This window comes from Bradyrhizobium sediminis (assembly GCF_018736105.1).
Taxonomy (GTDB): Bacteria; Pseudomonadota; Alphaproteobacteria; order Rhizobiales; family Xanthobacteraceae; genus Bradyrhizobium.
The window spans coordinates 3998522-4019403 of the sequence record NZ_CP076135.1; the positions used below are offsets into that span (position 1 = coordinate 3998522).

The following is a 20882-nucleotide window of genomic DNA, read 5'->3' on the forward strand; positions in this document are numbered from 1 at the left end:
TCCCACTCGCCTGTTTCGCTCATGTGCTCACAAACATTTGCGGCAGTATAGCGGTGGACTGCAAGCGAGATCAGCTCTTGCGCGCAGTGGCTGGCGCCGCCTTCTTTACCCAGACCTTGTTGTCGTGGAACGCCGCGCCGCCGATCGGCGCCACCGCTTCGGCGCCGGTCAGCATATTGATGCCACGGCCGCCGATATGGGCCTTGTTGGGCTGGATCGATTCCGCGATCAGCACGCCGCGGCGCAGGCCGTCGAACAGCTTCGCCGTCAGCGTGGTCTCGCCACGCGTATTGCCAAGCGTGACGGCGTCGCCGTCGGATATCCCGAGCGCAGCCGCATCCTGCGGGTGGATCATCACCGAGGGCGCGCCTTCGCGCGCGATCGACGACGGCGTTTCGTTGAAGCTGGTATTGAGGAAGCTCCGCGACGGACTGGTGGCGAGCCGGAACGGATGCGCCGCGTCCGCCTCCTCGATGATGGTCCAGTGGTCCGGCAGCGACGGCATCTGCTGCCACGGCCCCATACCCTTGATGCCGAACGGAGGGTTCGCCCAGTCCGCCTTGAAATGGAACTTGCCATCCTTGTGCGCGAAACCGTCGAGGTAATGCGAGGTGCGGAAATCCGGCTGCAGATCGCGCCACAGCTCGGCCTCCAGCGTCGCAATGTCGCCATGGCCGCTCTTTTTGAGCGTAGCGTCGATCAATTCGCGCGCCGTCATGTCGAAGGCGGGATGCACCGCATTGAGACGCCGGCCGAGCCCCTGCAGCACCTCATGGTTGGAGCGGCATTCGCCGGGCGGCTCGATCAGCTTGGCGCCGACCGAAATATGCTGGTGGCCGCCGCCGTAATAGAGATCGTCGTGCTCCATGAACATCGTCGCCGGCAGCACGATGTCGGCCATGGCGGCGGTCTCGGTCATGAACTGCTCGTGCACCGCCATGAACAGGTCTTCGCGCGCAAAACCCTGCCGCACCAGCGCCTGCTCCGGCGCCACCGTCATCGGATTGGTGTTCTGGATCAGCATCGCCTTGACCGGCGGGCCGTTGTGAAGCGCTTCCGGGTCGCCGGTCAGGATGGCCCCGATCCTGGACTGGTCGAGCACCCGCGTGGAGTGGTCGATGGCGTCGTGCCCTTCGATGATCGATTCGTTGAACTTCCAGATCGCGTAATTGTTGAAGAACGCGCCGCCGCCCTCGTACTGCCAGGCGCCGGTCACCGCCGGAATGCACAGCGCCGCGTGCATCTGCGCCGCACCATTGCGGCTGCGGGTGAAACCGTAGCCGAGACGAAAGAAGGTGCGTTTGGTCTGCCCGACGGCGCGGGCAAAGGCCTCGATCTCCGTAGCCGGCACGCCGCAGATCGACGACGCCCATTCCGGCGTGCGGGTCTCAAGATGGGCCTCGAGTTCGCCGGGACAATCGGTGTACCGCGCCAGATAGTCGCGGTCGGCATGGCCTTCACGGAACAGCACATGCATGACGCCGCAGGCAAAGGCGCCGTCGGTGCCGGGCCGCAGGATGATCTTGATGTCGGCCTGCTTCATGGTGTCGTTGTTGTAGATGTCGATCGCCGCGATTTTGGCGCCGCGTTCCTTGCGGGCGCGCATCGCGTGCGTCATCACATTGACTTGGGTGTTGACGGGGTTGGTGCCCCAGATGACCACCAGGTCAGAGACGCCCATCTCGCGCGGATCGACGCCGGCGATCTTGCCGGTGCCGATGGCAAATCCGACGCGGGCGACGTTGGCGCAGATCGTCGAGTAATAGCGGGAATACTTCTTCACGTGAGCCAGACGGTTGATGCCGTCGCGCATCACCAGCCCCATGGTGCCGGCATAGTAATAGGGCCAGACAGACTGGGCGCCGAATTCGCGCTCGGCCGCGTTGAAGCGATCGGCGATCTCGTCCAGCGCATCGTCCCAGGAAATCCGCGCGAACTGGCCGGAACCCTTCGGCCCGGTGCGGCGCAGCGGATGCGTCAGCCGCTCGGGATGATGGATGCGCTCGGCGTAACGCGCGACCTTGGCGCAGACGACGCCCGCCGTATAGGTCTGCAGCTTGGAGCCGCGCACCCGGCCGATCGAGGAACCATCGATCACCTCGACGTCGAGCGCGCAGGCCGACGGGCAGTCGTGCGGACAGGTGGAATGCCGGATGTCGATTCTGGTCTGCTGGTTCATGTCCCGATTGCTAGCATCAAAAATCGGGAGCGCCGAGCGCATTTATCCGGCAAGCGCCGGCAAAAACCGCGCGTGGGCCATGCATTACGCGCCGAGATAGGCCCAGCCATTGGCGTGGATCGCCTGGCCGCTGATACGGATTTTCATGGGCTCATTCTATCCGCAGGTTCGGGATGACGTCCGTACACCGGATCTGCTCTTTTATTCCTGGAGCGCATATTGAGTCTATTGCGGGAAGCTCATTGCCATTGCCGCCAGACCTGATCAGATTAGATTAGACTTGGCCAACACAGAACAAGATCGATTTCGGGAGGTTGAGAGGTTGAAATGACGGGCCGAAAGTATGCGCTCGCGCTGGCGGCAGCTCTGCTCGTGATCCCCGTTCTTGTTGCGACGCAATGCGTGGCGCAGGATTATCCGACGCGACCGGTCAAGATCATCGTTCCCTTCGGTCCTGGCGGCCCGGCCGATGTGACGGCGCGCCAGATCGGCAGCATCCTGCAGGAGAGTTTCGGCCAGCCTTTCGTGATCGAGAACCGCACTGGCGCCGGCGGGGTGATCGGCACCGTCGAAGCCGTCAAGTCGCCGCCCGACGGCTATACGCTGTTGATGATGTCGAACACCCAGACCGCGAACGAATCCCTGGTGCCGACCCGCAAATATGAACTGATGCGCGATCTCGCGCCGATCGCGCCGGTCAACTACTCCGACCTCGTGATCGTGGTGCATCCGCAAGTTCCGGCCAAGACGCTGGCCGAATTCATCGCGCTCGCCAAATCGCAGCCGGGAAAGCTGAACTACGCTTCGTCCGGCCAGGGCACGCCGTACCACATGGCCGGCGAGTTGTTCAAAGCCATGGCCGGCATCGATGTCGTGCACGTGCCCTTTCGCAACAGCGGCGAAGCGCGTAGCGGCGTGATCGGCGGACAGGTGCAGATGATGATCGACGCGGTCCCGGCGATGGCCCCAAATGTCGCTGGAAACCAGGTGCGCGCACTCGCCACGACGGGCAAGTCACGATCGAGCGTGCTACCGAATCTGCCGATGGCCTCCGAGGCCGGCGTCCCCGGCTACGAGACGACGATCTGGCTCGGATTGATGGCACCCGCGGGCACACCGAAGCCGATCATCGACAAACTGAATGCCGCGGTGAACGCCGCGATCAAGCGGCCGGATATCGTCAAGCTCTGGGCTCAACAGGGCGCGGTGGCGATGTCGATGAGCCCCGAAGAGTTCGACAAATATCTGCGCGACGATATTGTGAAGTGGGCCGATGTTGTGAAGAAATTAGCCGACAAACCGCAATAGGCCGCAAGCCCGATGCCTGGCGTTCATTTCCGCCTCAATGGCGTCGAGACGACGATCCTCAGCCCTTGCGCGACCCAATTGGGTATGATGCCCTAATGCAACACCCTCATAAAATCCGGAACCTGCCCTTTGACGATCTCAGATTCGGCACGTAGCTTAAAAAGTTATTGGAGGAATTTATTGTGCGAAATCCTTGGGTTTTGGCCACGGCCTCGACGGTTGTTCTTGCGGGCGTGACCAACGCGCAGGCCGCTGGGGCACCCCCGGTCTCGTGGACGGGTTTTTATGTTGGCGCCAACATTGGCGGCGCTTTTCACGAGGCCACCACAACCGACCTCAACGGCTGGGGCTCGAGCGGCACGCCCTATGTCTCACCTTGGTTCAATTCGAACAAGGCCACCGCCAGCTTTGGTGGCCAAGCCGGCTACAATTGGCAGATCAACAGATTTGTCTTCGGCGTGGAGACTGATCTGAACTACATTGGTTCATCAAGCACCTTTACGCCGCCCAATACGCTTGCCATCAATTGCGGACCGGCTTGCCGCGTTTCGGCCACCAACGATCTGACTTGGCTATCGACCTATCGCGGACGCGTCGGCATCGCGTTCGACCAAATCATGATCTTTGGCACGGCCGGCCTAGCCGTCGGACAGGTTGACAACCATTGGGGCTGGGGCGATGCGAGGTTCAGCGACTCCCAATTCAGCACGAGCGGCACAAAGGCGGGCTACGTGTTTGGCGGCGGCATTGAGCTGATGCTGATGTCAAAATGGACCGTACGCGCCGAGGCGATGCATGTTGATCTCGGCACTTCGCGTAGCACCATTACGAGCCAACCGTTTTGCTGCGGACCAGCCGGAACATTTACGACAGAATTCAAGAACACCGCCAATATCGGACGTTTGGCCCTCAGCTATCGCTGGTAAGTGCCAAGCCGGTTTGCGCTCTATTGCGCCTTGATGTTGGCTGCCTTGATGATGGGCCACCATTTCGCGGCCTCTCTGTGAAAGAGAGTATCCAAAGCGGCGGCGCTTTGCTGATCGCTCGCCGGAATTTCGTGCCCCGCATCGGTTAGCCGGCGTGTCACAACCGGATCCGCGAGGGCCTCGGTGACGGCCTGGCTGAGGCGCAGAACGGTCTCGCGGGAAGTAACCTTGGCAGCCCACAGGCCGTGCCAGAAGGTAATCCCCGCGCCCGGCGCACCCGCTTCTTCGCTCGTCGGAATATCCGGCGCCGCGAACCAACGCTTCTCGGCCATAACGGCATATGCCTTCACTGTGCCAGCTCGGACATGGGGCAACATGCCGGACGCCTCACCGCACATGATATCGACTTGGCTCCCCAATACGTCCTGGACGGCCGGCGCATTGCCCCGATAGGGCACCAGCTTGAAACTGGTCTGTGTCTTGTTCTGGAAATCGATGGTGCACAATTGCGATGCGCTGCCGACACCAACGGTGGCTGCCGTTGCACTGTCGGCATGTCCCTTGAGCCACGAGATCGCAGCCTTCAGATCTTGCGCCGGCATTTTTGGACTTCCGATCATCATCAGCGGCACGCTCGTCAGGCGCGCTACCGGCTGGAAATCCTTCTCGATATCGAACTGCACCGGATAGAGGACCGGACTTCCAATATGGCTCGTCCAGTTGCTGACGACGAGCCATGTCCTTCGATCGTCGGGCGCAGCCCGCGCCACCCGGCTGAGACCGACGGATCCACCGGCGCCCGAGACGTTCTCGACGATAACGCTGGTGCCCAGCGACGAACTCATGTGCTCGGCAACCACCCGGGCCACGATGTCAGTCGACCCGCCCGGCGGGAAAGGCACCACGATCGTGATCGGCTGGAGCGCCGCGCGCTGCGGGTCGGCTAAACTGACCGAAACGGTCGAGACGGCGATAGCGAAAAAAATACCGCAAAGCAGACGCCGCGGAAACATGATGACCCTCCTGTCGCGGGTGAGCCTACGAATGGGCGGGCACGATCCCGTCGAGTTTGTTTCGGACAATACGACCCATATCGTTACGTGGAATATCGGCGACCCTCACGATGTGGACCGGAACGAATAATGGAGGAAGCATCTGTGCACAATGCGCCCGCAATCCCTGCATGTCGACATCCGCCTGGCTTGCCACCACGGCCCATACTTCATCGACCCCCGCAACATTGGTGCGACAGAACGCTCCGGCATGCACCACCCCCGGATACGATAACAGGACGGACTCGATGGCTTCCGGATTAATCTTGTTGCCGCCAACATTGATGATCGCTTTTTCCCGTCCGGCAATAACGAGCAGGCGTTCGGGCGTAATCATGCCGATATCGCCGGGGTAAAACCATCCGCCTTTGAAGACTCCTTTGGCATTACGAGGCGTACCAACGTAGCCCGAGACACATGTGTGGCCACGAAAACGGAGGTGCCCCTGCTCGCCTGCCCCCACGGGCTGGTCGGCGTCGTCGACCACTTCCGCGCCAATCCATGGGGCAATGTAGCCGACGGCACCCCTGGTATCTGCGATGCGGTGCGCGGGCGCGGAGGCTAGCGGCGTGATTTCGGTCGCAGCATAGGTGGCAATCAGATGCGTGCACATCCGCCTGCGAATGCGTTCCGACAGCGTCGCCGAGAGCATGCCCCCCGAAGACAGCATGGTTTCAAACGGGCAGATAAAATCCGGAGAGTTCTCATAATAGCCGACGAACTCGGCGGCGCTGGCAGGCGAACCGATCATGCATTGGACCTGGTAAAGCCCGAAGGCCTGCAGGGTCTCTGCGGGATCCGAGCCGCGAAAGAATACCGCACCGCCGCGCGTCAGGACCTTCATGGCCCACAAATAGCCCCAACTTGTGGTGAGCCCGATATCGATGAAAATGCGCGCGCAAGTCGGAACGACGTCGCCGAAAATGGCGTCGCATGCATGAATACGTCTGACCAGCATTTCCTGGGTCAGCGCAATGCCTTTGGGATCGCCGGTCGTCGCCGACGTCAAGACAATGCGCGCCGCCGCGGTGCCGTATCCTCCGACGTCGTCATGTCGGGGAAGAGACCTGTCGTCGCCGATCGTCCAGCTCCAATCCGCTCTCAACACCCGCCCGCAGCCAATGATCTCTTGCGGCGTATCCGTGATTGCCGCATCGATGGTGAATTCGTCCGGCAGGTCCGGCTGCCCCGTCGAGACCGACACTACGCCGATTCGCTCAAGCGCGAGGATTGTGGCCAGATGGAAGACCGGATCGTTCGACAGGATTGCAGCGATCTCGCCCGCCTTCAGTCCTGCTGCGAGGCAGCGCCAACCGATCGCGTTGGACATCGCCTGCAGGCGCCCAAAGCTGACGGGTCCGTAGTGCGAGCCGGGCACGCAAACGGCGAGCGAGGTCGGATGATAGAATGCCTGGAACTGAAAAGCGTCGGCAATATTCACGATGGATATCGTTCGCCCGAGTTGTGGGAAGAAATAGTCAAACAAAATATCTGTCAGGTCAAACACCCCTTTACCTGTTTCATGTTATTTCTGCCCAAGCAAATATCTGGAGGTAAGGCAGATGCAGGCCGAGCGCGCAATTGACGCCATGGCACTCAACGTTCTCAGCGGCGGCGCGGCGCAGGGCCTGGTCGCAAGCCTTGCACCGAAATTCGAGGCGCAGACCGGTCTCGACATCGCGGGCGAGTTTGGCGCGGTCGGCGCCATGGCCGACAAACTGCGTCAGGGCATGCCGGCCGACATCGTCATTTTGACATCGGCTATCGTCACCAAACTGGCGCAGGAGAATTGGCTGGTCCCCGCCTCGATATCCGACATCGGTCTGGTCGAAACCGCGATCGCCGTGCGGTCCGGCGATCCCTTGGTTACGGTCAATGATGCCGCGGGCTTGCGCGCCGCGCTGCTTGCAGCGGATGCGATCTTCGTCCCCGACACCAAGGCGTCGACGGCCGGGATCCATGTCGCCAAAGTGCTGCAGCAACTCGGCATTGCCGATGAGGTGGCCTCCCGGCTCAGGATCTTTCCGAACGGCGCTACCGCGATGCGCCATCTGGCTCTATCCGACGCCGCGAGGCCGATCGGCTGCACGCAATCGACCGAGATTATCAGCACGAAGGGCGTCACCCTGTCGGGATCGCTGCCAATGGGCTGCGACCTCGCGACCGTGTATACGGCGGCGGTTACTACGCGGGCCGCTGCGGCACCACAAGCGCAGCGCCTGATTGACTTGCTGACGGCGGTCGATGCGCGCCAATTGCGCATCGAAGCGGGCTTTCTTGACGTCCGGAACTAACGACGCGACAATTCGGACAACAAGAACACCGAAAGGAAGCGCCATGGCGCGAAGGCTGATCGACATTTCCGTGCCGCTGCAGAACGACGTGCCGGCCGATCCTCCTGGAGGACACCCCACCATCCAGTACATCGATCACCAGCAGGGGCTGCCGCGGATGCTGCAGTTCTTCGACGGACTGAAGGCTGAGGATTTGCCGGATGGACAGGGCTGGGCGGTCGAGCAAGTGCAGCTCTCCACCCATAACGGCACCCATCTCGATGCGCCCTGGCACTTTCACCCGACCATGAACCGCGGCGAGCGCTCATGGACCATCGATGAAGTGCCTCTGGAGTGGTGCCTGCAGCCCGGCGTGAAGCTGGACTTCCGTCATTTACCGGACGGCTATGTCGCAACCGCAAAGGACGTCGAAAACGAGCTGAAGCGCATCGGCCACACGCTGTCGCCGCTGGAGATCGTCGTGGTCAACACCAGCGCCGGCGCCAAATATGGCAGGCCGGACTACGTCACTTCCGGCTGCGGCATGGGTTACGAGGCGACGATGTACCTGCTCGAGCGCGGGGTACGGCTGACCGGCATCGACGGCTGGAGCTGGGATGCGCCGTTCATCTATACCGCGAAGAAATACGCTGAAACCAAGGACGCCAGCCTGATCTGGGAAGGCCACAAGGCTGGTAGGCACATTGGCTACTGTCATCTCGAAAAGCTGCACAATCTGGAGCAATTGCCATCGACCGGTTTCACCGTGTCGTGCTTTCCGGTCAAGATCGAGCGAGCCTCGGCGGGCTGGACCCGGGCGGTGGCGATCCTCGACGGCTAGATGCCGCAGCCGGTAAACCTCTTGAACCGGCGGCCTCCATAGACGCGCCGGAAAAGCCCGCCTAAACTCGCGGCCATAACCGCCGACGCCGGGGACAATCGGCGCGGTCGAACGGGTGGCTTCAACCGCCGGCAATAAAAAGGGAGAGAATCATGGACCAATTTTCGCGGATTCACCGCGCTGCCACACTGCTGACTGCTGTTACCGCAACTGCGCTCGCCCTGGCGGCGCCGGCATCCGCCCAAGAAACCTTCAAGCTCGGCATCGTGACGTTCCTGTCCGGGCCCGCCGCCGACAGCTTCGGCGTGCCGGCCCGCAATGGCGGCCAGTTCGTTATCGACCAGTTGAACAAGGGTGCGGCCCCCGCTCCTTACCAGAAGGTCGGCTTCGGCGGCTTGAAGATCGAGCCCGTGATCATCGACGAGAACGGCGGCGCCACCAAGCAGGTCCAGGAACTGCGCAACCTCTATCAGCGCGACAATGTCGATGCCGTGCTCGGCTATATCAGCTCGGGCGATTGCCTTGCAGTCGCGCCGATTGCCGAAGAGTTGAAGAAGTTGCTGGTGCTGATGGACTGCGGCACGCCACGCATTTTCGAGGAAGCGAAATACAATTATGTGTTTCGCACCGCCTCGCACGCCACCATGGATAATGTCGGCCTCGTCAGGTACATGAAGGCGAAGAACGTCAAGATGGACACGCTGTCGGCCATCAACCAGGATTACGCCTGGGGCCAGGACAGCCGGGCCGACTTCGTCGCCGCAGCCCAACAACTTTATCCCAACGTCAAGCTCGCGACCGACCTGTTGCCGAAGTTCGGCGCAGGCCAGTACGGCACCGAAATCTCCGCACTGGTTGGTGCCGGCTCCGACGTGGTCTATTCGAGCCTGTGGGGCGGCGATCTGCAGGCTTTCGTGCTGCAGTCTGCTCCCCGCGGTCTGCCCAAGCGCAGTCAACTGGTGTTCAGCGCCGCCGACCATGTGCTGCCGCCGCTCGGCGACAAGATGCCCGACGGCACCATCATCGGCGCGCGCGGCGCCTACGGCCTGATGTCGCAGAAGTCGCCGCTGAACGATTGGCTGTTCAAGGGTTACGAGGCTGCCAATGGCGTCTATCCGGTGCAGGCGGCCTACCGCATCACGCAGTCGATCCTCGGGCTGAAGGCGGCGGTCGAGAAGGCCATGGCCAAGAACGGCGGCAAGAAACCTTCGTCCGACGAACTGGTCGCGGCGATGACCGGGCTGGAATGGCAATCGCCCGGCGGGCTCATCCAGATGAAGCTCGCCGACGGCCATCAGGCGATTCAGTCAATCGCGTTCAGCCGCACCAAGTACAATCCGGACCTGAAGCGGGTCGATCTGGTCGATGTCCTTTACTTCCCCGCCGAATGCGTCAATCCGCCTCCGGGCGTCAAGTCGCTCGACTGGATCAAGGGCGGCATGCAAGGCGCCAAGTGCAACTGACGGGTATCCGCATCTGAATGCGGGTTGAGGCGGCGCGAGTGCGAAGCTCGCGCCGCCCCCTCCCCCCACTATTGCGGCATCCGATCAGCGTTGTCGCTTCCCCAGTCAGCCCCCGCAACGTCCGGTACGAAAAAATCACAGATGAACTTCTTTCTGACGATCGTGGTCGACGGACTGATTCAGGCGTCCTGGCTTTTCATCGTTGCCCTCGGGATGACGCTGGTATTCGGCGTGCTGAAGATTCTCAACATCGCCCATGGCAGCTTCTACGCGCTCGGCGCCTATATCGCGGCGACCGCGGTGACCATGGTGGCGGCGCACAGCCTTCCGCCCAGCGTCGGCTTTGTCGCGATGCTGGTCTCCGTAGCCCTGATCGCCTCAGCAGTAGGCTTCCTGCTTGAACGCGGCCTATTGAAAATGTTTTACGGCCGCGACGAAGTGGTGCTGCTGCTGGTAACCTATGCGGTGTTTCTCATTCTCGAGGACGTCACCAAGCTGATCTGGGGCGTGAACCCGATCTATGCGACGCAACCCTATGAGCTGTTCGGCAACGTCGCCTTTGGCGGTCTGTACTACGTCGGCTACGACCTGGTGCTGATACCGATTTCAGCCGTTATCGGGCTTGCGGTCTGGTTCGGCCTCAATCGCACCGTCACCGGCAAGATCGTGCTGGCCGTGATCCACAATGAGGAAATGAGCGTCAGCATGGGCGTGAGGGTAAACCGGGTTTACGCGGTCGCCTTTGCTTTCGGCGTGCTGCTCGCAGCGCTCGCCGGCGCGCTGACCGCGCCAAAAATCTCAATGCAGCCGGGCCTCAGCTCGGATGTCATCATCCTGAGTTTTGCCATCGTGGTAATCGGCGGATTGGGCAGCGTCGAGGGTGCGGCGGTCGGCGCGGTCCTGGTCGGACTGGCGCGCGCGGCGTCGGTGCATCTGATGCCGCAGGCGGAGCTGTTCATGATCTACCTGATCATGACCGGGGTTCTGATGTTCCGTCCCGAGGGCCTGTTCACGCGCGAAACCGCGAGGCGAATCTGATGAAGCAAGGTTTGCACCCGCTCGTGATGATTGCGCTGGTGGCAGCCGTGACGCTGTTCGGCCGCGTGCTTCCGACATGGACGCTGTCGCTCGCGACCATCGCCGCCTCCAACGCCCTGATCGCGCTCGGCATCGTGGTGCTGGCGCGCACCGGTAACGTCTCCTTCGGCCAGGGCTTGTTCTTTGCCGCCGGCGGCTATGGCGTGGCGCTGATCGCCAACGCCTGGGGCCTAACCGATGCGGTGGCGCAGGTGATCATCGGCGCCGTCTGTGGCGGCCTGCTCGGGCTGGTGATCGGCCCCCTGATTGCCCGCTACAGCGGCATCTTCTTCGGCATGCTGACGCTGGCGCTATCGATGGTGCTCTACGGCGCGCTGGTCAAGACCACCGCGCTCGGCGGCTCCGATGGTTTCAACGTCGGCCGGCCGAGCCTGTTCGGCATGGTGTTCACCGACACCCGCGAGGCGGATTTCATGCTGTATGCGGTCTCGGTGGTCACCACCGGCTTCGCCGGCATCGCAGCGACGATCCTGTTCCGTTCCGAACTGGGGCTTGCCAGCCTCGCGGTTCGCGAAAACAATCTGCGGGTCGAGTATCTGGGTATTTCGGCCAACCGGGTCATCACCATCAACTTCGTCATTGCGGCCGTGTTCGCCGGCGCCAGCGGCGCCTTTGCCCTGATGGCGCAGCGACACATCGATCCGCAATTCGCCTATTGGACCACATCGGGTGAATTCGTGTTCGTCGCAGTGCTGGCGGGATATCAGAGCGTCGCCGCGGTGTTCGTGGCTTCGATGGCGCTGGAACTGGTTCGCTCGTTCTCGAACCTGTATCTACCCAACACCTGGCAGCTCGTGCTCGGCCTCTTCCTGCTCGGCGTCATCCTGTTTCTGCCCCGCGGTATCGGCTCGCTCTGGATCAGGAACCGGCGGCAAAAGCGCCGCGCAACGGCCACAACGTCGGTCGCAACCGAGGAAGGGGCGGCGTCGTGACCCCTGTCCTCTCCGTGCGCGGGGTCGAAAAGCGCTTTGGCGCGGTGGTCGCCGCCGACGCCCTGAGCCTTGATATCCCTGCCGGCCAGCGGGTCAGCCTGATCGGCGCCAACGGCGCCGGCAAGACGACCTTCGTCAACATGGTCACCGGCTATCTCAAACCCGATTCCGGCTCAATCGCAATCGAGGGAATGGACATCGGCAGACGCTCGCCACGGAACGTGGCGCGGCTCGGCATTTCCCGCTCATTCCAGATTCCGCAATTGTTCATCGAGCTCACGGCGGCCGAAAACCTGGCGGTGGCGATCTCCGGCGTCGGCGCGCATTCGCTGTCGTTCTTTTCGCCCGCGGAGGCGCACGGCCGTCACGACAAGGCGCTCGAATTGCTGGGGCGGTTCGGACTGGCCGAGATGGCCGACCGGCCGATCTCGGAACTTGCGGGCGGCGTCCGCAAGCTGGTCGACATCGCCATGGCGCTGGTGCGCCGGCCAAAACTGCTGCTGCTGGACGAGCCGACCTCCGGCGTGTCGGCGGAAGAGAAGTTCGCCACCATGGACCGCGTGATTCATGCCGTTGCGCCGGATGCCGCAACCATCGTCTTCGTCGAGCACGACATGGAAATCGTCAGCCGCTACGCCGACCGCGTGGTGGCGTTCTACCAGGGCCGCATTCTCGCCGACGGCGATCCGCGCAACGTCTTGAAGGATCCGGAAGTGCGCCGTTACGTTACCGGGGGCGTACAATGAACGCGGCGCCTCCCCTGCTCGAGATCGACAATCTGGTCGTCGAGATCCAGTCGATGCCGGCGCTGCGGGGCTTCTCGATGAAGGTGACGCGGGGCGCCATGGTCAGCCTGGTCGGCCGCAATGGCGCCGGCAAGACCACGCTGATGCGCTCCATCATGGGTCATCTGAAGCCGGCGCAAGGCACCGTGCGGTTCGAAGGCGCCGATCTGGCCGCACGTCCGCGCCACGCCCGTGCCGCCCTCGGGATCGGCTACATGCCGGAGGATCGCTGCCTGGTGCCGCAACTCACCGTCGAGGAGAACATCCTGCTGCCGCTGTGGGTCGCCGAGCACCTCGACCGCAAGGCCCGGCTCGACTTCGTCTACGAAGCGATCGGCGAACTCACGGAGATGCGCCATCGCAAGGCGCTGCTGCTGAGCGGCGGCCAGCAGAAGCTGGTAGCGCTCGGCCGCGCGCTCGCCATCGGCACCAGATGCCTGCTGCTCGACGAGCCGTTCGAGGGAATAGCGCCGGCGCTTTCCGAGCGGCTGTCCGAAGTGCTGGCGTCGCTCAGGGGCAAGGACCTCACGCTTCTGATGTCGCAATCCGATATGAACCATTCGCGCGGGCTGATCGACGTCGAGTTCACGATCGAGCGCGGCGCCAACCTCGCGACGGCATAACCCGCGCGATCATCCCGATCGGCGCCTTGGCGCTAATCGCCGCTGTCGTCCGATCCCGCTTCGGCCAGGGCCTGCAGCGGCTCGGCATCCAGCACGACGATGGCCCCGTGTTCGAGGCGCACCCATCTGCGATCGGCCCAGACCCGCAACTGCTTGTTGATGCTTTCCCGGGTCATACCCACCATTTCACTGATTTCCTGCTGGGTAACGGCGATGGTGCGGCCGCCGGGCGCGAGCTTGTGCTTCTCGGTCAGGCGAAGCAGCGCGTTGGCCAGCCGGCCCGGCAGGTTCTGCAGGATGATCTGCTCGACCTGTTCGCTGGTCCAGCGCAGACGGGTGCAGAGCAGCTCGATGAATTTCATCGCCAGCGCCGGCTGGCTCTTCACGAACGGAACGAATTCGCGGCGGTCGATGATGAAGATCTCGCAATTGGTATTGGCCGTCGCGTCGGCGGTCCGCGCCTGCCCGTCAAGCACGGCGATTTCCCCGAATATCTCGCCGGCGCCGATCAGGTTCAGAATCGCGCTGCGGCCATCGGGGGACGAGGTGCTGATCTTTACCGTGCCGCTGATCACCGCAAACATGCTGGTGCCGGGTTCGCCCTTGGAAAAGATCGTGGCTCCGCGCTTCAGTGTCGCGTGCTTGGCGTAACGGCAGAGCTGGTCGAGCGCCTCAGGGTCAAGATCGCAGAAAATCGGATGCTTGCGCAGCACCGCCAGCTTGCTGCTCGCAACCGGCCGAGATGCAGCTTTTCCGTCCTGGGGCACGCCGGTCACGACCATCTGCTGAGTTGCCCTTGATCGGCGGGTCGCGCTCAATGCAAGGCTAGAGAGCCATCATCCGCCGCACCTGTAATTTATACTCCCGCGCGCAGCGCACGGCAAGAAAGGGCCCTGATTATGACCATGACCTTTCAAAGTCTTACACGTCAAGGGCGTGAATGTTAAACGAACAATTTTAGATAGGCGCAGGGAGCAGGTGCCGGAGACGTGCCAATCCTGGCCTCCGGCAACCCCATGAGCCTCCCAATCACTTCAGCTCCGGATTGGGACAGAGCATGTGGAGACCAATGTAGATGTAACCGTTATGGGCAAACGTCTTGACGATCAGGTCGTGGGTAGCATCGACGTTGTCGCCGACCTTCAGCAACATCGGCAGGGGCGATGCTGCTTTGAGATTGGTTGAAATGATTTCGGTAAGACGGTTGCGGACCGGCTCGGATATCCCGCCTGCATCGTTATCCCAGCTGGCAAATTCCGCCGGCCTGGGCAGGAAGTATTTCACGAATTTTCCGAACGTATAGGTTCCGTACTGCTTTTCCAGCGCCGCGAATTTCGCTGCCGTCGCAGCAATGTTTGCGGGGCTGCAAAATTCATTCATCATCTGCTCAAATCTTCCACCATAGACAAGTCCGGACATGTCTCACTCCACTGGTAGGCGGCGATATGTGCCGCGATGGCGATCGTCATGAATTCGAGAACCTGGAGAGTGCTGCCTTAGCACGTTCCAGTTGGATAGTCATTTTCGACCTGGCAAAAAGCTCGATCGCCTGCCCAAGTTCATCCCTGGCCTCGGACTTCCGGCCCGCGGCTGCCAGCAGACGCGCCAACGTTCCCTTCGCCAATCCCAGCAGGGGTCTGGTCCCGAGCCTGGAGGCGATTTCAATCGTGCGCTCCAATTGTGCGATCGCCTCGGCCGAGACGGATACTCCTTGAAGGGACAGAATGACCGCTTCGGCAAGGAGAGCCAAGGCTTCGATCCCCTGGTAGCCCTTCTGCTTCGCCCCCGCATGGCAGGCACGCGCGACCTCCAATCCGCGGGGAATATCTCCAAGCTGCGCATACGCGGAAGCCAGATAGGTCGACGCCAGCAGGGTACTGGACGAATGACCGAGCGCCTCAGCCTCGTTCCTCGCTTCAAGCAGGATATCTCTTGCCTCCTTTACGCGCCCGCGCTGCAGATAGAGGTTTCCAAGTCCGCACAACACAAGAGGCAAGAACAGCCGGACTTCGTTCTCGCGCGAAAGGAACGCGGCTTCATCGAGCGCACCCTCCGCCTCATCGAGGTTACCGAGCACCAGCTGCGACAGGCCGCGGCCGTAGTCGGCAGCAATCATGTCATATGACAGGCCGCTCTTTTCGGCGAGGCTGCTTGCCTGCCTCGAGCACTCCTGGGATGGATCGAACTCGCCGATCGATGCATGGATGATCGCTTTCATCATATGACAGAGCACGAGAAGGCTCGATCCCGTTGTCCCTGGCGGGACGTTTCCGGGCGCATTCGCAAATCGCTCGCTCGCCTGATTCAAGACCCCTTCCGCATCCCGATATCGGCCGGCGAGGAAATAGGCCTGACCGAGGCCGTACTCGGCAAACCCCAGCCAGGTCGCATCTGCCAGCCGATTGGCCAAGGCCACAGCTTCCTCCCCGGCCGCGATCGCTTCATAGGGTGTTCCATAGAAATTCAGCGCCGCTGCCCTCACGGCGATCGAAGCAAGCCGTCGCGACTCATCGCCGATCTTCTCGGAGCGCGCTTCCGCGTCGCGACACAGATCAAGCCATTCCGACGTTTTTCCAAACGGCGAAAATGCCATCCGGGCCTCGATGCGCAGATCGATCGCGCGCTGCTCACGCGCCGTCGAGGCCGCCTGCTTGTCGACCGCGTCCATCGCAATCTGGAAATATTCCGTTGCATCCCGGAACGCCGATCTGGCCAAGGCCTTCTTCGCTGCCATGTACCCGTACTTGTCGGCCTTGACCCAATCCTGCGCCTTGACTGCGTGATGACAAAGCGCTTCGGCCACATCCTCCTGGTGACCGAGGGTAGTAGCCTCCAGTGCCGCCAGTATCCGCCGGTGCAGCTCCTCGCGTTGCGGGCGGAGGATGGAATCGTAGGCAACTTCGCGAATGAGGTCGTGCGCGAATTCGTATTCCGGGGCGGCGAGCCAACGCGACTCGACCAGGAAGTCCAGAATCTCCAGCGACCAAAGCCGGCTTTGCAACTGTGCGGCGGGCATCCCGGTCACCGCCGCCATCAAGGGAGGTGAGATGTGCGGACCGCCGACGGAAGCGAGCTGGAGAAGGGCCTTGTCCTCTTTCGGCAGGCGATCGATTCGGGACGCAATGACCCCTTGGACGGTCGGGGGAATCTCCAGCGCGTCCCACGGCGCATTGGCGGCAAATCGGCCGGGATCGGCGTTGAGGACTCCGCGATTGATGAGCTGCCGTGCGACCTCTTCGATAAAGAGCGGAACCTGGCCGGTGTGGCGAAGGATGTGCGCCTTGAGATCGTCGAGGTGCTCCGCGGTACCGAGAAGGTCGTCGAGCAGCGCGTTCGCCGAGGGGACATCGAGCGACCGCAGCCAGATCCTGCGAACGTCCAGCCGGGCCAGCCATCCCGGCGTATCCTCCGTCCGCCAGGTCAGCAACACCAGCAGCGGATGGTTCGCCGTCAGCGACATCATGGCCTCGATGGCAGTTTCGCTTTGGCCGTCGATCCAGTGCAGATCCTCCAGGAGCAGGGTCGTCGGCCGCGCCGAGACCACCTGTTCGATCGCATGGCGTGCGGCATCGATGATTGCGCGCCGCCGCAACAGCGGTTCGAGATCGTGCCAGCGGGAGTCGGTGATGGGCTGGTCGAGAACGGAGCCGAGGGCCGCGGGCCACAGGTCGGAATGGGCAAGTCCCTGCCCTTCGGCGAGGGCAGCCAGATTGGCAGGCGTGAGGTTGCCTACCTGCAGCGCGCTCTGCAGCAGCTTCTTCAGCAATGCATATGGCACCGCCTGCTCCAGCGGGCTGCCTTCCGCTTCGAGGACCTGCCAGTTCTTCTCCCGCAACGCGCTGACGAATTCGTGGGCCATCCGGGATTTTCCGATGCCCGCCGTGCCCACCAGCGCGATGATCTGCCCGGACGAACCGGTCTCCCGCGCTGCCCGCTCAAGCAGGGAAGTCTCTTCCTTGCGGCCGACGAAGGAGGAAAGCCCCTTGGTCGAGCGGGCCCGCCAACGGGTAAGCCCGCTGATCTCGGCGAGTTCGTAACAGGGAACCGGCGCGGAGAACCCCTCCAGCCGTTTCGGAGGCAACGCATTGAATGTCACCAGGCCCGCGGCCAGGCTCTGGCAGGATTCCGAGACCAGGATTTGTCCGGCCTGCGCGGCGCTCTCGAGTCGCTTGACCAGATGGACCGCCGGACCGCCCGCTTCATAGATCGAGGAGAAGTCGGCCTCGATGACATGGGCGACCACATAGCCGGAATGGACGCCGACCCGGACCTGCAATGCCGGATCGTTCAGCAGCTTGACCCGGCGAACCAGTTCGACAGCCGCGTGGCAAGCCATCACGGCGTGATTGTCATCGGCGTGCGGAGCGCCGAATAGCGCGATCAGCCCGTCGCCGCCCTCCTTGCTCACGATTCCGCGGTTGCGGCGCACCGCGGTGCGCATGGCGATCAGCGCCGGCTCAAGCCGCGATATGGCCGCCTCGGGGTCCAGTTCCGAGATCAAATCGGTGGATCGCTGCAGATCGGCGCAGAGCACAGTGAGGTATTTCCGCTCGCCGGTGATCCGGCCGCGAACTTCCGCGGGCTTCGGAGGATGGTCGGGGACGACCGCTCCACAGGACGAGCAATACAGGTCGCCAGCCTTCAGGGTAGAAAAACACACTTGGCAGGACACCCTGGTCTTCCTCCGTCCACCCGATTTAGATTAGCGAAAGATCATGGCGGAACAAGCATTTGCATCCGTTTATCGCGGATGGGGCGGGCGCGAGCAAGCCAAGCGCTGGGTGGCAGTTGTCGGGATGAGAACGATCGGGCGACAATTTTAGCGGAGTGCGGTTGCCCCTGTGGTAGCTGCCTACATTGAACACATCCAGAAGGTGCGGCAATCGGATCGGACCTCACCATGAACTTTCCGGGCAGCACACCGCACGGGGCTCGGCCACGGCACAGGAGGACATCTACAAGCCGGCTATTGCGCGCAGTTTTATCCGTTGATGCGGATCAACTTCGCCAGACACCTCGCAGGGGCGCATAAGATATCTCTCAGGCCGCGGCCATGGCCTCAGCGCGTGCCGGATCCAGCAGGCTCACGCTTCCCGGCATGATTCCGATCACACGATCGCGTTCGAGCTTGGTAAAGGTCCGGCTCACCGTTTCAATAGTCAGGCCAAGGAAATCCGCGATATCCTGACGGCTCATCGGCAGCGCCACTGTCGTTGACGGCCCGTTGAGCTGAACCAGGCGGTCGCGCCAGCCGATCAGGAAGGTCGCAACTTTTTCTTCGGCCGAACGGCGGCCGAGCAGCACCATGTGGTCCTGGGCCTGGCTCAGTTCGCGAACCGCCAATTCATTGATGCGGCGCAGGAGATGGGGCTTGTCCTCGATGAATCGTGCAAAGGGGACTTTGGAAAACCGGCAAACCGTAACCGCGCCGATCGCGTCCGCCGACAGGCTGTGCCGCGCGGAAGCCGCCAGCCCCAGAAAATCGCCGGGCAAGGAAAAACCCACGATCTGCCGGCGGCCATCAGGCAGCAGCTTGTAGAGGCGCATGACGCCTTCCATCAGATTGTAGAACGACGTCGTCATCTCCTCCTGAGCGAACACGGTCTCGCAGGATGCGAAATGGATATGGCGACCCAGATGCTCCAATTCCCGCAATTCGGCCTTGTCAAGCGCGGCGCAGAGGCTGAACTGGCGTATCGCGCAATCGGTGCAGACTTGCCCGCTCGGCTCGCCTGCAACCAGGGAAATCTTCATGCACCACTCCGAGACGGGCGGGCTGCAACCGTAGCGGCCAGCCCTGCAGGTCGGTTGCATCTTAACGGATCGCCCATTTGGCGGTTGATGCAGATCAAAGACGACCGGTTTTGCTGCATTATCAAAGACCTGCCTTCTTTGGAAGAGATTGATCGGGAATGCTGCGACTTACCCTGTGCCAAGTCCTGGCCGTGCTTATGCTGACCGGACCGGCCTTGGCCGCCTCGCCTGCCGAGCAGCGCGGCAGGGCATTCGCCCTCACCAATTGCGCGCGCTGCCATTCCATCGACCGGACGACCTCGAGCCCGCTGAAGATCGCCCCACCATTCCGCACGCTGCACAATCGGTACCCGATCGAAACCCTCGCCGAGGCCCTTGCCGAGGGCATCGTTACCGGCCATCCGACCATGCCGCAATTTCAGCTCGAGCCTGACCAGATCAATGACCTTCTGTCATTCCTGAAGACGCTCGAATAATGCCGGCAGATACCCACAGCAAAGTCTCACCGGCCCTTCGAACTCGCGCTCTCCTGAATCCCGCAACTACAGCGCCTGTACGGTCCAGGCGACGATATCCTTCGCAATGCGACCGAACGCATCGCTGAAGGCGGCGGAGGCCGCCGGCGGCTCGAGCTTGTCGAACTTCTGGCCTTCCTCGAACAGCCGCGACGCGATCACCTTTCCGTTCTTGTCGACGATCCGCGCCGACAATCCGATCTCGGCAGCCGGACCTGCATCGACTGCTATCCGGAAACGCCGGACATCAATCAGGAGCTGAAAATCAGCCTGCCCGATATCCGAGGTGCGCAACGGGGCATGCGCGATATCATAATTTTCAAAACTCTCGATCAATCTGGCCTGCAGCAGTTTGGGGATGCTGTCGGCCCACAGCACATCCGCAAACCCCGGATATTCCTTGGCCGGCGAGAACAGCATGCGCTGGGTCTCGAGCATCGCGACCGCAGTCGGTTCCGGGATCGCCAATTGGCCCTTGAGGGTCTTGCCTGCCGGTCCGAGATCTTGCGGGGCCCGCAGATCGTAGGTGATCTTCTGCACCGGCGTGCCGCCACCGGTCAGCTTTTCGAGACCGGCGATGATGCCGTCCAGTTTGCCGGTGTTGCGCGCCAGCCCATCGGTAAACGTCTGCATATTGGCGATGGTCTTCTTGAGTGGCTCCGAATTTTCAGTCAACACCGAATCCACCTTGCGCAACGCGTCGCGGGCAGCCTGGGTCATGCTCTGGCCCGCGCCGGCTTCGGCAATCAACGTCGGCACCGGGCCGGAATTCGCCAGCAGCGTGCCGCCTTCCAGTGCAATGACGGGCACGCCGGTCAGGCCCTGGAATTCCAGGCCGACCTTGGTGTCGGATCGCACCGGCGTGGTCGACGCAACCGAGATCGTCGCATTGACGCGGCGCGGATTGTCCGGCGCGAGACCGAGATCGGTCACCTCGCCGACGCGGATGCCGTTGAACAGCACGCCGGCGCCTATCAGCAATCCCGGCACCGAGCCGTCGAACTGGACATGATAGGTCGCGCGCGGGCCGAGCCCGCCGGTGTTGTGGAGCCAGTACACGAAGCCGAACACGGCGAAGATGGTCGCCAGCACGAAGGCGCCGACAACGACGAAGGGAGCGCGGGTTTCCATCT

At 62.3% G+C, this 20882-nt stretch carries 18 protein-coding genes; 10 read left to right on the forward strand and 8 right to left on the reverse strand.

Annotation, left to right across the window (positions count from 1 at the left end; genetic code table 11):
* Positions 1 to 70: 70 nt before the first annotated feature.
* Positions 71 to 2179: a molybdopterin oxidoreductase family protein gene (locus KMZ68_RS19215; RefSeq protein ID WP_215612752.1), complete on the reverse strand. Its 2109-nt coding sequence runs from the start codon at positions 2177 to 2179 to the stop codon at positions 71 to 73.
* A gap of 327 nt (positions 2180 to 2506) precedes the next feature.
* Between KMZ68_RS19215 and KMZ68_RS19220 the strand changes: the two genes are divergently transcribed.
* Entirely contained in the window at positions 2507 to 3487 is a 981-nt protein-coding gene (locus KMZ68_RS19220; RefSeq protein ID WP_215612753.1) for a Bug family tripartite tricarboxylate transporter substrate binding protein, read from the forward strand.
* 200 nt (positions 3488 to 3687) lie between these two features.
* Positions 3688 to 4413, forward strand: a complete 726-nt coding sequence (locus KMZ68_RS19225) for an outer membrane protein (protein WP_215612754.1) — start codon at positions 3688 to 3690, stop codon at positions 4411 to 4413.
* Positions 4414 to 4433: 20 nt separating this feature from the next.
* Here KMZ68_RS19225 and KMZ68_RS19230 read toward each other — a convergent pair whose 3' ends face one another.
* Both KMZ68_RS19230 and KMZ68_RS19235 read right to left on the reverse strand, forming a co-directional pair.
* Positions 4434 to 5426: a tripartite tricarboxylate transporter substrate-binding protein gene (locus tag KMZ68_RS19230; RefSeq protein ID WP_215612755.1), complete on the reverse strand. Its 993-nt coding sequence runs from the start codon at positions 5424 to 5426 to the stop codon at positions 4434 to 4436.
* Positions 5427 to 5451: 25 nt separating this feature from the next.
* Positions 5452 to 6972 carry a class I adenylate-forming enzyme family protein gene (locus tag KMZ68_RS19235; RefSeq protein WP_215612756.1) on the reverse strand — a complete coding sequence of 507 codons (1521 nt, stop codon included), beginning with the start codon at positions 6970 to 6972 and terminating at the stop codon, positions 5452 to 5454.
* Between the two features lie 55 nt (positions 6973 to 7027).
* Here KMZ68_RS19235 and KMZ68_RS19240 point away from each other — a divergent pair, with 55 nt between their 5' ends.
* The 7 genes from KMZ68_RS19240 (at position 7028) to KMZ68_RS19270 (ending at position 13480) form a co-directional block, all read left to right on the forward strand.
* Positions 7028 to 7759 carry a molybdate ABC transporter substrate-binding protein gene (locus KMZ68_RS19240; RefSeq protein ID WP_249779408.1) on the forward strand — a complete coding sequence of 244 codons (732 nt, stop codon included), beginning with the start codon at positions 7028 to 7030 and terminating at the stop codon, positions 7757 to 7759.
* Positions 7760 to 7802: 43 nt separating this feature from the next.
* Positions 7803 to 8579, forward strand: coding sequence for a cyclase family protein (locus tag KMZ68_RS19245; protein WP_215612757.1), 777 nt, complete (start codon positions 7803 to 7805; stop codon positions 8577 to 8579).
* Between the two features lie 152 nt (positions 8580 to 8731).
* Positions 8732 to 10042, forward strand: a complete 1311-nt coding sequence (locus KMZ68_RS19250) for an ABC transporter substrate-binding protein (protein ID WP_215612758.1) — start codon at positions 8732 to 8734, stop codon at positions 10040 to 10042.
* Between the two features lie 141 nt (positions 10043 to 10183).
* The gene (locus tag KMZ68_RS19255; protein WP_215612759.1) at positions 10184 to 11080 is read left to right on the forward strand and encodes a branched-chain amino acid ABC transporter permease; all 897 of its coding nucleotides are present in this window, start codon (positions 10184 to 10186) and stop codon (positions 11078 to 11080) included.
* Positions 11080 to 12072 carry a branched-chain amino acid ABC transporter permease gene (locus KMZ68_RS19260; protein WP_215612760.1) on the forward strand — a complete coding sequence of 331 codons (993 nt, stop codon included), beginning with the start codon at positions 11080 to 11082 and terminating at the stop codon, positions 12070 to 12072. Before KMZ68_RS19255 ends, KMZ68_RS19260 begins: the two co-directional genes overlap by 1 nt.
* Entirely contained in the window at positions 12069 to 12818 is a 750-nt protein-coding gene (locus tag KMZ68_RS19265) for an ABC transporter ATP-binding protein (RefSeq protein WP_215612761.1), read from the forward strand. The genes KMZ68_RS19260 and KMZ68_RS19265 overlap by 4 nt, the downstream gene beginning before the upstream one ends.
* Entirely contained in the window at positions 12815 to 13480 is a 666-nt protein-coding gene (locus KMZ68_RS19270) for an ATP-binding cassette domain-containing protein (protein WP_215612762.1), read from the forward strand. The genes KMZ68_RS19265 and KMZ68_RS19270 overlap by 4 nt, the downstream gene beginning before the upstream one ends.
* A gap of 32 nt (positions 13481 to 13512) precedes the next feature.
* On the opposite strand, the gene KMZ68_RS19275 is transcribed toward KMZ68_RS19270, so the two are convergent.
* The 4 genes from KMZ68_RS19275 to KMZ68_RS19290 all read right to left on the reverse strand — a co-directional run bounded on the left by KMZ68_RS19275 (position 13513) and on the right by KMZ68_RS19290 (position 19234).
* Positions 13513 to 14262, reverse strand: coding sequence for a Crp/Fnr family transcriptional regulator (locus KMZ68_RS19275; protein ID WP_215616401.1), 750 nt, complete (start codon positions 14260 to 14262; stop codon positions 13513 to 13515).
* A 247-nt stretch (positions 14263 to 14509) separates the two neighbouring features.
* A complete protein-coding gene (locus KMZ68_RS19280; protein WP_215605746.1) occupies positions 14510 to 14899 on the reverse strand; it encodes a hypothetical protein in 390 nt (129 codons plus the stop codon).
* Between the two features lie 46 nt (positions 14900 to 14945).
* Positions 14946 to 18152, reverse strand: a complete 3207-nt coding sequence (locus KMZ68_RS19285) for an ATP-binding protein (protein WP_215612763.1) — start codon at positions 18150 to 18152, stop codon at positions 14946 to 14948.
* Between the two features lie 368 nt (positions 18153 to 18520).
* Positions 18521 to 19234, reverse strand: coding sequence for a helix-turn-helix domain-containing protein (locus tag KMZ68_RS19290; RefSeq protein WP_215612764.1), 714 nt, complete (start codon positions 19232 to 19234; stop codon positions 18521 to 18523).
* Positions 19235 to 19392: 158 nt separating this feature from the next.
* Between KMZ68_RS19290 and KMZ68_RS19295 the strand changes: the two genes are divergently transcribed.
* Positions 19393 to 19710 (forward strand): c-type cytochrome, encoded by a 318-nt coding sequence (locus KMZ68_RS19295; RefSeq protein ID WP_215612765.1) that lies wholly within the window; start codon positions 19393 to 19395, stop codon positions 19708 to 19710.
* A 66-nt stretch (positions 19711 to 19776) separates the two neighbouring features.
* On the opposite strand, the gene KMZ68_RS19300 is transcribed toward KMZ68_RS19295, so the two are convergent.
* A complete protein-coding gene (locus tag KMZ68_RS19300; RefSeq protein ID WP_215612766.1) occupies positions 19777 to 20880 on the reverse strand; it encodes an ABC-type transport auxiliary lipoprotein family protein in 1104 nt (367 codons plus the stop codon).
* Positions 20881 to 20882 lie beyond the last annotated feature (2 nt).

Bases quoted from the DNA above. Each gene is read 5' to 3' on its own strand.
- KMZ68_RS19280 (WP_215605746.1), bottom strand. From the start codon at position 14,899: ATGTCCGGACTTGTCTATGGTGGAAGATTTGAGCAGATGATGAATGAA.
- KMZ68_RS19300 (WP_215612766.1), bottom strand. From the start codon at position 20,880: ATGGAAACCCGCGCTCCCTTCGTCGTTGTCGGCGCCTTCGTGCTGGCG.
- KMZ68_RS19275 (WP_215616401.1), bottom strand. From the start codon at position 14,262: ATGGTCGTGACCGGCGTGCCCCAGGACGGAAAAGCTGCATCTCGGCCG.
- KMZ68_RS19240 (WP_249779408.1), top strand. From the start codon at position 7,028: ATGCAGGCCGAGCGCGCAATTGACGCCATGGCACTCAACGTTCTCAGC.
- KMZ68_RS19220 (WP_215612753.1), top strand. From the start codon at position 2,507: ATGACGGGCCGAAAGTATGCGCTCGCGCTGGCGGCAGCTCTGCTCGTG.
- KMZ68_RS19215 (WP_215612752.1), bottom strand. From the start codon at position 2,179: ATGAACCAGCAGACCAGAATCGACATCCGGCATTCCACCTGTCCGCAC.
- KMZ68_RS19245 (WP_215612757.1), top strand. From the start codon at position 7,803: ATGGCGCGAAGGCTGATCGACATTTCCGTGCCGCTGCAGAACGACGTG.
- KMZ68_RS19270 (WP_215612762.1), top strand. From the start codon at position 12,815: ATGAACGCGGCGCCTCCCCTGCTCGAGATCGACAATCTGGTCGTCGAG.
- KMZ68_RS19230 (WP_215612755.1), bottom strand. From the start codon at position 5,426: ATGTTTCCGCGGCGTCTGCTTTGCGGTATTTTTTTCGCTATCGCCGTC.
- KMZ68_RS19250 (WP_215612758.1), top strand. From the start codon at position 8,732: ATGGACCAATTTTCGCGGATTCACCGCGCTGCCACACTGCTGACTGCT.
- KMZ68_RS19290 (WP_215612764.1), bottom strand. From the start codon at position 19,234: ATGAAGATTTCCCTGGTTGCAGGCGAGCCGAGCGGGCAAGTCTGCACC.
- KMZ68_RS19255 (WP_215612759.1), top strand. From the start codon at position 10,184: ATGAACTTCTTTCTGACGATCGTGGTCGACGGACTGATTCAGGCGTCC.
- KMZ68_RS19295 (WP_215612765.1), top strand. From the start codon at position 19,393: ATGCTGCGACTTACCCTGTGCCAAGTCCTGGCCGTGCTTATGCTGACC.
- KMZ68_RS19260 (WP_215612760.1), top strand. From the start codon at position 11,080: ATGAAGCAAGGTTTGCACCCGCTCGTGATGATTGCGCTGGTGGCAGCC.